The organism is Citrobacter sp. Cs237, from assembly GCF_030332325.1.
GTDB classification, from domain to species: Bacteria; Pseudomonadota; Gammaproteobacteria; order Enterobacterales; family Enterobacteriaceae; genus Citrobacter_A; species Citrobacter_A sedlakii.
Genome location: NZ_JAOWIB010000102.1, coordinates 57,324 through 69,835, shown reverse-complemented (window position 1 = coordinate 69,835; position 12,512 = coordinate 57,324). Strand labels below are relative to the sequence as shown.

Annotated in this window: 9 protein-coding genes; 4 read left to right on the top strand and 5 right to left on the bottom strand. The window is 55.1% G+C overall.

The window, feature by feature from the left end; all coding sequences use genetic code 11:
• Positions 1–228 precede the first annotated feature (228 nt).
• From glpT to inaA, 3 genes are all read left to right on the top strand, one after another.
• The gene (gene glpT, locus OGY07_RS09880; protein WP_286600259.1) at positions 229–1,587 is read left to right on the top strand and encodes a glycerol-3-phosphate transporter; all 1,359 of its coding nucleotides are present in this window, start codon (positions 229–231) and stop codon (positions 1,585–1,587) included.
• 4 nt (positions 1,588–1,591) lie between these two features.
• Positions 1,592–2,668, top strand: coding sequence for a glycerophosphodiester phosphodiesterase (gene glpQ, locus OGY07_RS09875; protein WP_042290610.1), 1,077 nt, complete (start codon positions 1,592–1,594; stop codon positions 2,666–2,668).
• A gap of 200 nt (positions 2,669–2,868) precedes the next feature.
• Positions 2,869–3,519, top strand: coding sequence for a lipopolysaccharide kinase InaA (inaA, locus tag OGY07_RS09870; protein ID WP_060570127.1), 651 nt, complete (start codon positions 2,869–2,871; stop codon positions 3,517–3,519).
• A gap of 6 nt (positions 3,520–3,525) precedes the next feature.
• Here the strand turns inward: inaA and yfaE are convergent, their stop codons facing one another.
• The 4 genes from yfaE to ubiG form a co-directional block, all read right to left on the bottom strand.
• A complete protein-coding gene (gene yfaE, locus OGY07_RS09865; RefSeq protein WP_042290605.1) occupies positions 3,526–3,780 on the bottom strand; it encodes a class I ribonucleotide reductase maintenance protein YfaE in 255 nt (84 codons plus the stop codon).
• Positions 3,780–4,910, bottom strand: a complete 1,131-nt coding sequence (nrdB, locus tag OGY07_RS09860; protein WP_042290603.1) for a class Ia ribonucleoside-diphosphate reductase subunit beta — start codon at positions 4,908–4,910, stop codon at positions 3,780–3,782. The genes yfaE and nrdB overlap by 1 nt, the downstream gene beginning before the upstream one ends.
• 110 nt (positions 4,911–5,020) lie before the next feature.
• Entirely contained in the window at positions 5,021–7,306 is a 2,286-nt protein-coding gene (gene nrdA / locus OGY07_RS09855) for a class 1a ribonucleoside-diphosphate reductase subunit alpha (protein WP_286600256.1), read from the bottom strand.
• 389 nt (positions 7,307–7,695) lie between these two features.
• Positions 7,696–8,424: a bifunctional 2-polyprenyl-6-hydroxyphenol methylase/3-demethylubiquinol 3-O-methyltransferase UbiG gene (gene ubiG / locus OGY07_RS09850; protein ID WP_042290598.1), complete on the bottom strand. Its 729-nt coding sequence runs from the start codon at positions 8,422–8,424 to the stop codon at positions 7,696–7,698.
• 193 nt (positions 8,425–8,617) lie between these two features.
• Between ubiG and gyrA the strand changes: the two genes are divergently transcribed.
• Positions 8,618–11,254: a DNA topoisomerase (ATP-hydrolyzing) subunit A gene (gyrA, locus tag OGY07_RS09845; RefSeq protein WP_286600254.1), complete on the top strand. Its 2,637-nt coding sequence runs from the start codon at positions 8,618–8,620 to the stop codon at positions 11,252–11,254.
• A 50-nt stretch (positions 11,255–11,304) separates the two neighbouring features.
• Here the strand turns inward: gyrA and OGY07_RS09840 are convergent, their stop codons facing one another.
• Positions 11,305–12,489, bottom strand: a complete 1,185-nt coding sequence (locus OGY07_RS09840; protein WP_211935491.1) for an acetyl-CoA C-acetyltransferase — start codon at positions 12,487–12,489, stop codon at positions 11,305–11,307.
• Positions 12,490–12,512: the final 23 nt, after the last annotated feature.

The window sequence follows — 12,512 nt, the reverse complement described above, 5'->3', positions numbered from 1 at the left end:
CGCATGGTTTGTTTGATTTCGCGCATATTCGCTCATGATTCGAAAATGAAACGTGATTTCGTGCGCCTTTCTGAACATTTGTCATAAAACTGTAACAATATGTGCTGTAATTCACATTAACCGCATGTATCTTTACTTAACATCGCGGCCACACTGGAAGCAGCGGGGTTGTTTGTACGAACTGCGGTGTTGACCACTTATAAAGAGACGGGCCACGGAGGCTACATTATGTTGAGTATTTTTAAACCAGCCGCGCATAAAGCGCGCTTGCCGCAAGCGGAGATTGATCCGACCTATCGTCGGCTCCGTTGGCAGATTTTCCTGGGGATATTCTTTGGCTATGCCGCGTATTACCTGGTGCGCAAGAACTTCGCGCTGGCCATGCCGTATCTGGTGGAGCAAGGGTTTTCGCGCGGCGATCTCGGTTTTGCGCTGTCAGGGATTTCCATCGCTTACGGATTTTCGAAATTCATCATGGGGTCGGTGTCCGACCGCTCGAATCCGCGCGTTTTCCTTCCTGCCGGTCTGATTCTCGCGGCGGCGGTTATGCTGTTCATGGGCTTTGTGCCGTGGGCGACATCGAGCATTGCCATTATGTTTGTCCTGTTATTCCTGTGTGGCTGGTTCCAGGGGATGGGGTGGCCGCCGTGTGGTCGTACTATGGTGCACTGGTGGTCGCAGAAAGAGCGCGGCGGAATCGTGTCGGTATGGAACTGCGCGCATAACGTCGGCGGCGGGATCCCTCCACTGCTGTTCCTGCTTGGTATGGCATGGTTTAACGACTGGAAAGCCGCGCTGTATATGCCTGCGTTTGGCGCCATCATCGTTGCGCTCTTTGCTTTCGCCATGATGCGCGACACGCCGCAGTCCTGCGGCCTGCCGCCGATCGAAGAGTACAAAAACGATTATCCGGACGACTACAACGAAAAAGCGGAAGAAGAGCTGACCGCGAAGCAGATTTTCATGCAGTACGTGTTGCCGAACAAACTGTTGTGGTACATCGCTATCGCTAACGTCTTTGTTTATCTGCTGCGCTACGGCATCCTCGACTGGTCGCCGACCTATCTGAAGGAAGTGAAGCATTTTGCGTTGGATAAATCGTCCTGGGCTTATTTCTTGTATGAATATGCAGGCATTCCGGGCACCCTGTTGTGCGGTTGGATGTCGGATAAAGTGTTCCGCGGCAACCGTGGCGCCACCGGCGTATTCTTTATGACCCTGGTGACCATTGCGACCATCGTCTACTGGATGAACCCGGCGGGCAACCCGACTGTCGACATGATTTGCATGATCGTTATCGGCTTCCTGATTTACGGTCCGGTTATGTTGATTGGTCTGCATGCGCTGGAACTGGCGCCGAAAAAAGCGGCAGGGACTGCGGCAGGCTTTACCGGTCTGTTTGGCTATCTCGGCGGTTCTGTGGCGGCGAGCGCGATAGTGGGTTACACCGTTGACTTCTTCGGCTGGGACGGCGGCTTCATGGTGATGATTGGCGGCAGCATTCTGGCGGTGGTCCTGCTGGTTATCGTCATGTTCGGCGAGAAACGCCATCACCAGGAGATGATGCTGAAACGCAACGGAGGCTAATGTAATGAAAACGACGTTTAAGAACCTGAGCCTGGCGCTGATGATGAGCGGGATGGTGCTGGGAAGCAGCGCGCTGGCTGCCAGCGATAACGACAAAGTGGTGATTGCGCACCGCGGCGCAAGCGGCTATCTGCCGGAGCATACGCTGCCTGCGAAGGCGATGGCCTACGCCCAGGGAGCGGATTACCTGGAGCAGGATCTGGTGATGACGAAGGACGACCGGCTGGTCGTCCTCCATGACCACTATCTTGATCGCGTCACTGATGTCGCTGAGCGCTTCCCGGATCGCGCGCGGAAAGACGGACGCTATTACGCTATCGACTTCACCCTTGAGGAGATCAAATCCCTGAAGTTTACCGAAGGGTTCGACCTGGAAAACGGCAAGAAGGTGCAAACCTATCCGGGCCGTTTCCCGATGGGAAAATCGGATTTCCGCGTGCATACTTTTGAAGAAGAGATCGAGTTTGTGCAGGGGCTGAATCACTCTACCGGCAAAAACATCGGCATCTATCCGGAAATTAAAGCGCCGTGGTTCCACCATCAGGAAGGAAAGGACATTGCGGCAACCACGCTGGACGTGCTGAAAAAGTACGGCTACAGCGACAAGCAGGATAAGGTTTATCTGCAAAGTTTTGACGTCGCGGAACTCAAGCGCATCAAAAACGAGCTGGAGCCAAAGATGGGGATGGATCTCAACCTGGTGCAGCTCATTGCGTATACCGACTGGAATGAGACTCAGGAAAAACAGCCGGACGGAAAATGGGTGAACTACAGCTATGACTGGATGTTCAAGCCCGGGGCGATGAAGCAGATTGCCGAATACGCCGATGGCATTGGCCCTGACTATCATATGCTGATTGATGAGACGTCGAAAAAAGACAACATCATCCTGACTGACATGGTGAAAGACGCGCACCAGAATAAGATGACGGTTCATCCTTATACGGTACGCGCGGATCAACTGCCGGACTACGCCGCGAATGTCGACCAGCTTTATGACATTCTTTACAACCAGGCGGGTGTTGACGGGCTGTTTACTGATTTCCCCGATAAAGCGGTAGTGTTCCTGCGTAAAGAGTAAACCGCGCCGTATCAACCTTACCACTGCACCCAAAAGCGGTTTTTCGCGCACCCGGGTGCAGTTTTTATTTTTACCCTCCTGGCCGCGCAGCCGAGCGTGAAGTCCGCAACCGAACATCACCTTCTCATGTATTTCTTATGTAAGCGATCTATATTTCCTGTCTAAATCGTTTTCCACGTGACTATAACGGATGGTGAAAGATGGCGCAGGACGTTCTGCAGTCAACCTTTTATGACTGGTGGGCCACGGAAGGGGATTGGGTGGAAGAACCTAACTCCCGACGCAAAGGCATGAGCGGAGTACAGTGTATTGAGCGGGACGGAACCCGGCTGTACGTGAAGCGGATGACGCAACATCTATTTTACTCGCTGCGTTATCCGTGGGGGCGCCCGACGATTGTGCGTGAAATCGCGGTGATCAAAGAACTGGCGCGAGCTGGCGTTATCGTACCGAAAATCGTATATGGCGACGCGATGAAAGTTAACGGCGAGTGGCGCGCGTTACTTGTTACTGAGGACATGAGCGGCTTTGTCAGCATTGCCGACTGGTACCACCAGCATGCGCTAACGCCCTATCCTGATGATCTGCGGCAGGACATGCTCAAAGCCGTGGCGCTGGCCTTCAAAAAGATGCATGCCGTGAACCGTCAGCACGGTTGTTGCTATGTACGTCACATCTACGTAAAAACGGAAGGTGAAGTGGAAGCCGGATTTCTCGATCTGGAAAAAAGCCGTCGCCGCTTTCGTCGGCGTAAAGCCGCGCAGCACGACTTTTCCCAGTTAGAGAAAAACCTGCATCCGATTCCGCAAGCGGACTGGGAGGCGGTTAAAGCGTATTATGCCGCGCTGTAATACGCGTTACATCTCAATCTCAATATCGCCTTTTGCCCTGCAACAGCAGGGTAAAATTTCGTCAGGCTGCACAAAGGCCAGCGGTTCGGTGAGCCAGTCAACCTGACCGGCGACCAGACGGATGCGACACGAGCCGCAGTAGCCTTCGCGGCACTGATATTCCACTTCCACGTTATGCGATTCAAGCGCGGCGAGCAGGGAAGGGTGCTCATCCTGGCACAGCAGCTGTGTGCCAGTGATGCGCAGCGTAACGCGTCCCATCAGAGCTGGAAATTGCTCAGATCGTCGGTATCGACTTCAGAGTCGATCTGACCGACCAGGTAAGAACTGACTTCCACTTCCTGCGGCGCGACCTGCACGTTGTCCGACACCAGCCAGGTGTTGATCCACGGGATCGGGTTGGAGCGCGTCTGGAAGGGGAGATCAAGGCCAACCGCCTGCATGCGGATGTTGGTGATATATTCCACGTACTGGCAAAGAATGTCTTTGTTCAGACCGATCATTGAGCCGTCGCGGAACAGATAATCTGCCCACTCTTTTTCCTGCTGCGCCGCCTGGACAAACAGGTCATAGCACTCTTGCTTGCACTCTTCGGCAATCTCCGCCATTTCCGGATCGTCGCTGCCGGAACGCAGCAGGTTCAGCATGTGCTGAGTGCCGGTCAGGTGCAGCGCTTCGTCGCGGGCAATCAGGCGAATGATTTTGGCGTTGCCTTCCATCAGTTCGCGCTCGGCGAAGGCGAACGAGCAGGCAAAGCTGACGTAGAAGCGAATGGCTTCCAGCGCGTTAACGCTCATCAGGCACAGGTACAGCTTTTTCTTCAGTTCACGCAGGTTCACGGTGACGGTTTTGCCATTTACCGTGTGCGTGCCTTCGCCCAGCAGATGCCAGTAGCTGGTCATCTCAATCAGTTCGTCATAATAGCTGGCGATGCCTTCAGCGCGTTTCTGAATTTGCTCGTTGGTCACGATATCATCAAACACCACCGCCGGATCGTTGACGATATTACGAATGATATGGGTGTAAGAGCGGGAGTGAATTGTTTCTGAAAACGCCCAGGTTTCGACCCAGGTCTCCAGCTCCGGAATGGAGATCAGAGGCAGCAGCGCCACGTTCGGACTGCGTCCCTGAATGGAGTCCAGTAGCGTCTGATACTTCAGATTGCTGATAAAAATGTGTTTTTCATGCTCCGGCAGCGCCTGGTAGTCGATGCGGTCGCGGGAAACGTCCACTTCTTCCGGACGCCAGAAGAAGGAGAGCTGTTTTTCAATCAGCTTTTCGAAGATGTCATATTTTTGCTGATCGTAACGCGCAACGTTCACCGGCTGGCCGAAAAACATCGGTTCCAGCAACTGGTCATTTTTCGTCTGTGAAAAAGTGGTGTATGCCATTGAAGTGAGTCCTTTGTGGGATGAGCGCCGGATAGGGGCAAGCACCGTATCCGGCCTACAAACCGTGCAATCGTAGGCCGGGTAAGCGTAGCGCCACCCGGCATCTTTCATCAGATCTTACATGCGCCGCTTTCGCAGCCATCGTCCTGAATGGATGGCACCAGATCGTCCTGGGCATCTTCCGCACCATCGCGGGTGTTCTGATAATACAGCGTCTTGACGCCGAATTTATAGGCGGTGAGCAGGTCTTTCAGCAACTGCTGCATCGGCACTTTTCCTGACGGGAAGCGTGTCGGGTCATAGTTGGTGTTAGCCGAAATCGACTGATCGATAAATTTCTGCATGATGCCAACTAACTGCAGATACCCATCGTTACCCGGCATTTCCCACAGCAGTTCGTAGGCCTTGCCCAGATGCTCATAGTCCGGTACCACCTGACGCAGAATGCCGTCCTTCGACGCTTTAATGCTGACGTAACCGCGCGGCGGCTCAATACCGTTGGTCGCGTTCGAGATCTGCGAAGAGGTCTCGGACGGCATCAGCGCAGAGAGCGTGGAGTTACGCAGGCCGTGGGTCTTGATGGATTCACGCAACGCTTCCCAGTCGTGATGCAGCGGCTCGTTGGCAATCGCGTCGAGGTCTTTCTTGTAAGTATCGATCGGCAGAATGCCCTGCGCATAGGTGGTCTCGTTAAACCACGGGCAGGCGCCTTGCTCGATCGCCAGTTCGTTAGAGGCTTTCAGCAGATAGTACTGGATCGCTTCAAACGTTTTGTGCGTCAGGTTGTTGGCACTGCCGTCGGAGTAGCGAACGCCGTGTTTCGCCAGATAGTAGGCGAAGTTAATGACGCCGATACCCAGCGTACGGCGACCCATAGCGCCACGTTTCGCGGCCGGGATAGGGTAGTCCTGGTAATCCAGCAGCGCGTCGAGGGCTCGAACCGCCAGCACCGCCAGCTCTTCCAGTTCGTTAAGGCTGTTGATCGCGCCGAGGTTAAACGCAGACAGCGTACACAGCGCGATTTCGCCGTTTTCGTCGTTAACGTCCATCAGCGGCCTGGTCGGCAGGGCGATTTCCAGGCACAGGTTGGACTGACGTACCGGCGCGACCTGCGGGTCGAACGGGCTATGGGTGTTGCAATGGTCAACGTTCTGAATGTAGATACGGCCCGTGGACGCACGTTCCTGCATCATCAGAGAGAACAGATCTACCGCTTTTACGCGCTGTTTACGGATACTGTCGTCTTTTTCGTATTTGGTATACAGACGTTCGAACTCATCCTGATCGGCGAAGAACGCGTCATACAGGCCCGGGACGTCAGACGGGCTGAACAGGGTGATCTCTTCCCCTTTCAGCAGGCGGGTGTACATCAGTTTGTTGATCTGTACGCCATAGTCCATGTGACGCACGCGGTTGCCTTCCACGCCGCGGTTGTTTTTCAGCACCAGCAGGCTTTCGACTTCCAGATGCCACATCGGGTAGAACAAGGTTGCTGCGCCGCCGCGCACGCCGCCCTGCGAGCAGGATTTCACCGCCGTCTGGAAGTGTTTGTAGAACGGGATGCAGCCGGTGTGGAACGCTTCGCCGCCGCGAATCGGGCTGCCCAGCGCGCGGATGCGACCGGCGTTGATGCCGATACCGGCGCGCTGGGAGACGTATTTCACGATGGCGCTGGAGGTCGCGTTAATCGAGTCCAGGCTGTCGCCGCACTCAATTAGCACGCAAGAGCTGAACTGGCGCGTCGGGGTGCGCACGCCGGACATAATTGGCGTCGGCAGGGAAATCTTGAACGTAGAAACGGCATCGTAAAAACGCTTAACGTAATCGAGACGGGTTTCTCGCGGATAGTTCGAGAACAGGCAGGCGGCCACCAGAATATACAGGAACTGGGCGCTCTCGTAGATCTCGCCGGTGACGCGGTTCTGCACCAGGTATTTGCCTTCCAACTGTTTCACGGCAGCATAGGAGAAGGTCATATCGCGATCGTGCACGATGAACGAATCCATCTGCTTGAACTCTTCTTCCGTGTAGTCTTCCAGCAGATGATTGTCGTATTTGCCCATCTCAACCATTTTCACCACATGGTCGTACAGCGCGGGCGGTTCGAACTCGCCGTAGGCTTTTTTACGCAGATGGAAAATCGCCAGGCGAGCGGCCAGGTACTGGTAGTCCGGCGCGTCGCGGGAGATCAGATCGGCGGCGGCTTTGATGATCGTTTCATGGATATCGGATGTCTTGATACCGTCATAAAACTGGATGTGGGAGCGCAGTTCGACCTGAGAAATCGAGACGTTGTTCAGTCCTTCTGCCGCCCAATCCAGAACCCGATGGATTTTGTCGAGATTGATGCGCTCTGTACTACCATCACGCTTTGTCACCAGCAGACTCTGATTCATGTGGTTTTTACCTGTCCGTGAAAGAAAAAATATCCCCCGCATTATCCACAGCGCCACCTTGTGACTAACTCTGTGGATAAATACTATATGTAGGGGGTGGGTGTTAAAGTAAACGCTATATGGTGAGTATTCTAGTAGGGAATCTTTTCAGTACAAGAGTTGATTTTAAGGTTAAATTGAGGTTGCAAAAGGGTAAGAAAGGCTAAGTGCGCGTCTTATAAGGCCTGGCGGGGATGTCAATAATTCATAAAAAAAATAGATAATTTGATCGAGTGCTGATTTCTTCAACGAAGGTGAAGAAAGTTCTTATGAGCTGGCACAATTTTTTCGGATTTTTATTTTTTCCGCAGGCCGGACAGGACGCCGTAGCGTCTCATCCGGCGACGGGATTACTCAGCTTTAGCCGTGGTGTGCACCATGTAGTTGACGTCAACGCCTGGGCCCAGCTTGAAGCTGTTGGTGAGCGGGTTATAGTGCAGGCCGGTGATATGGCGTTCTTTCAGTGCCGTCTCGTCCACCCAGCCTAACAGCTCGGCGGGCTTGATAAATTTTTTCACATCATGCGTGCCCTTGGGCACCATTCGCAGAATGTATTCTGCGCCGACGACCGCCATCAGCCAGGACTTACCGTTACGGTTAATCGTCGAGAAAAAGACTTCGCCGCCGGGTTTGACTAACTGTGCGCAGGCGCGAACCACCGACTGCGGATCCGGGACATGCTCCAGCATCTCCATGCAGGTCACCACATCATACTGTCCGGCATGCTTCGCCGCGTGTTCCTCCACGGTTTCCTGCACGTAATCGACGTGAATACCGCTTTCCAGCGCATGCAGTTTTGCCACCTGCAGCGGCTCGAAGCCCATATCCAGCCCGGTAACGCTGGCGCCTTCGCGGGCCATACTTTCAGCCAGAATGCCGCCGCCGCAGCCGACGTCGAGCACCTTTTTCCCAAACAGACCCCCGGAACGCTCCGCGATGTAACCGAGGCGCAGCGGGTTAATGCGGTGCAGCGGCTTAAATTCGCCTTCCAGATCCCACCAGCGCGACGCGACTGCTTCAAATTTGGCAATTTCTTCGTGGTCAACGTTCTGGTTTACCGGCTGTTTTTCGGCATTCATCGGGGCTATTACTCCTTATTTGGCATGACGAATGAGTATATCAGGCATTCACGCTGAATAAAGCGCAGATCCCGGTCATACAGCAGGTCGCGGCCAGCTTAAGTATTTAGGGGATAGGTTTACCTCAATCAGCGCGGTTGTGTTATAATTTGCGACCTTTGAATCCGGGATACAGTAGAGGGATAGCGGTTAGATGAGCGACCTTGCGAGAGAAATTACACCGGTCAACATTGAGGAGGAGCTGAAAAGCTCTTATCTGGATTACGCGATGTCGGTCATTGTTGGCCGTGCGCTGCCGGATGTCCGAGATGGCCTGAAGCCGGTACACCGTCGCGTACTTTACGCCATGAACGTATTGGGCAATGACTGGAATAAAGCCTATAAAAAATCTGCCCGTGTCGTTGGTGACGTAATCGGTAAATACCATCCTCACGGCGATTCCGCGGTGTATGACACCATTGTTCGTATGGCGCAGCCGTTTTCGCTGCGCTATATGCTGGTGGATGGTCAGGGTAACTTCGGTTCTATCGACGGCGACTCTGCTGCGGCGATGCGTTATACGGAAATTCGTCTGGCGAAGATTGCCCATGAACTGATGGCCGATCTGGAAAAAGAGACGGTAGATTTCGTTGATAACTATGACGGCACGGAGAAAATCCCTGACGTTATGCCAACGAAGATCCCGAACCTGCTGGTAAACGGTTCGTCCGGTATCGCGGTAGGTATGGCGACCAACATCCCGCCGCACAACCTGACGGAAGTGATCAACGGTTGCCTGGCGTATATCGACGATGAAGACATCAGCATTGAAGGGCTGATGGAACACATCCCGGGTCCGGACTTCCCGACTGCGGCGATCATTAATGGTCGTCGCGGCATTGAAGAAGCCTACCGTACCGGTCGCGGCAAAGTGTACATTCGCGCGCGCGCCGAAGTGGAAGCGGACGCGAAAACCGGTCGCGAAACCATTATCGTTCATGAAATCCCGTACCAGGTGAACAAAGCGCGCCTGATCGAGAAAATCGCTGAGCTGGTAAAAGATAAGCGCGTTGAAGGCATCAGCGCACTGCGTGACGAGTCCGATAAAGACGGTATGCGCATTGTGATTGAAGTGAAACGCGATGCGGTTGGGGAAGTGGTTCTGAACAACCTCTATTCCCAGACGCAGCTGCAGGTCTCCTTCGGTATTAACATGGTGGCGTTGCACCACGGCCAGCCGAAGATCATGAACCTGAAAGATATCATTTCCGCGTTCGTGCGCCATCGCCGTGAAGTGGTGACTCGCCGTACCATTTTCGAACTGCGTAAAGCACGCGATCGCGCGCATATCCTTGAAGCGTTGGCGATTGCGCTGGCGAACATCGATCCGATCATTGAACTGATCCGCCGCGCGCCGACTCCGGCAGAAGCGAAAGCCGCGCTGATCGCGCGTCCGTGGGATCTGGGCAACGTGGCGGCGATGCTGGAGCGTGCGGGCGATGACGCTGCGCGTCCGGAATGGCTGGAACCGGAATTCGGTGTGCGTGATGGTCAGTACTATCTGACTGAACAGCAGGCGCAGGCGATTCTGGATCTGCGCTTGCAGAAGCTGACCGGTCTTGAGCATGAAAAACTGCTCGATGAGTACAAAGAGCTGCTGGAGCAGATCGCTGAACTGCTGCATATTCTGGGCAGCGCCGATCGTCTGATGGAAGTGATCCGCGAGGAGCTGGAGCTGATCCGCGATCAGTTCGGCGATGCGCGTCGCACCGAAATCACCGCCAACAGCGCGGACATCAACATCGAAGACCTGATCAACCAGGAAGACGTTGTGGTGACTCTGTCGCACCAGGGTTACGTGAAGTATCAGCCGTTGACCGACTACGAAGCCCAGCGCCGTGGCGGAAAAGGCAAATCAGCGGCACGCATTAAAGAAGAAGACTTTATCGACCGCCTGCTGGTGGCCAACACCCACGACACCATCCTCTGCTTCTCCAGCCGTGGACGCCTGTACTGGATGAAAGTTTACCAGTTACCGGAAGCGAGTCGCGGCGCGCGTGGTCGTCCGATCGTTAACCTGCTGCCGTTAGAAGCTGATGAACGTATCACCGCTATCCTGCCGGTACGCGAGTACGAAGAGGGCGTGAACGTCTTTATGGCGACCGCCAGCGGTACGGTGAAGAAAACCGCGCTGACCGAGTTCAGCCGCCCGCGTTCCGCCGGTATCATTGCGGTGAACCTGAACGAGGGCGACGAGCTGATTGGCGTCGATCTGACCTCCGGTCAGGACGAAGTCATGCTGTTCTCTGCCGCCGGTAAAGTGGTGCGCTTTAAAGAGGACGCCGTCCGTGCGATGGGCCGTACCGCGACCGGCGTGCGCGGCATCAAGCTGGCGGGCGAAGACAAGGTCGTTTCGCTGATTATTCCTCGTGGCGAAGGCGCGATCCTGACCGTGACGCAAAACGGTTACGGTAAGCGTACCGCGGCGGACGAATATCCGACCAAGTCACGTGCGACGCAGGGTGTTATCTCTATCAAAGTGACCGAGCGTAACGGTTCCGTTGTTGGCGCGGTGCAGGTAGACGATTGTGACCAGATCATGATGATTACCGATGCCGGTACGCTGGTGCGTACCCGCGTGTCGGAAATCAGCGTGGTGGGTCGTAACACCCAGGGCGTGATCCTCATCCGTACTGCGGAAGATGAAAACGTCGTGGGCCTGCAGCGTGTTGCTGAACCGGTGGATGACGAAGAGCTGGATTCTATCGACGGCAGCGTCGCGGAAGGGGATGATGACATCGCTCCGGAAGCGGAAACCGACGACGATGCGGCGGATGACGCAGACGAGTAATTGACTCACCGCTGAGTGCGAAGGGCCGGATATTCTCCGGCCCTTTTTATTTAGTTCATCCTTTCCACGATCATGGCAATTCCCTGCCCGCCGCCAATACACAGCGTCGCCAGTCCCAGCGTTTTATCTCTCGCTGAAAGCGCGTGCAGTAACGTCACCAGGATACGTGCGCCGCTGGCGCCGATAGGATGGCCCAGCGCAATCGCGCCACCGTTGACGTTGACTTTTTGCGGATCAAACCCCAGCGTTTTACCGACCGCTAAAAATTGCGCGGCAAAGGCTTCATTCGCTTCAATCAAGTCAATATCTGACAGCGCTAGTCCACATTGCTGTAACGCTTTTTGGGTGGCGGGAACGGGGCCCATCCCCATTAACGCGGGGGCGACGCCGCCGCTGGCATAGGCTTTGATCCGCGCCAGCGGCTTAAGCCCTGCCGCCAGCGCCGCCGATTCGGCCATGACGATAAGCGCCGCCGCGCCGTCGTTGATCCCAGAAGCATTACCGGCCGTTACCGTACCCGCCTTGTCGAAGGCGGGACGCAGCCCGGCCAGACCTTCCGCCGTACAGTCCGCTTTAGGAAATTCGTCGCGTTCCACCACCGCCGTTTTCTTCCGCGACGTGACGCTAACAGGGACGATTTCAGCCTCGAACGCGCCGGCGTTAATCGCGGCAACCGCCTTCTGCTGAGAGAGCAGCGCCAGTTCGTCCTGCATTTCGCGGCTGATGCCATATTCGCGGGCCACGTTTTCCGCCGTAATTCCCATGTGATAGCCGTGCGTGGCGCAAAGTAAGCCATCGCGCAGGATCACGTCAGAAAGCTGGCCGTCGCCGAGGCGATAACCCCAGCGGGCCTTTGCATCCAGGAGATACGGCGCCTGGCTCATGTTTTCCATTCCCCCTGCGATAATCGCCTGAGCCTGCCCGGCCTGAATCGCCTGAGCAGCAAGCGCGACGCTCTTAAGGCCTGAGCCGCAAACCTTGTTGACGGTAAAGCCGCAAACCGTTTCATTTAGCCCCGCTTTTAGCAGCGCCTGACGGGCCGGGTTTTGCCCGAGACCAGCCTGCAACACGTTCCCCATAATCACTTCATCCACGCGAGTAGGATCAAGCTGTGCGCGTTCCAGGGCTGCTTTAATGACTGTCGCCCCCAGTTCGATTGCGCTGGTAGTGGCCAGCGCGCCATTGAAGCTGCCGATAGCGGTACGTGCTGCGCTGACGATGACACAATTTTTCATCTTCTGTTCCTTAAACGTGAGGG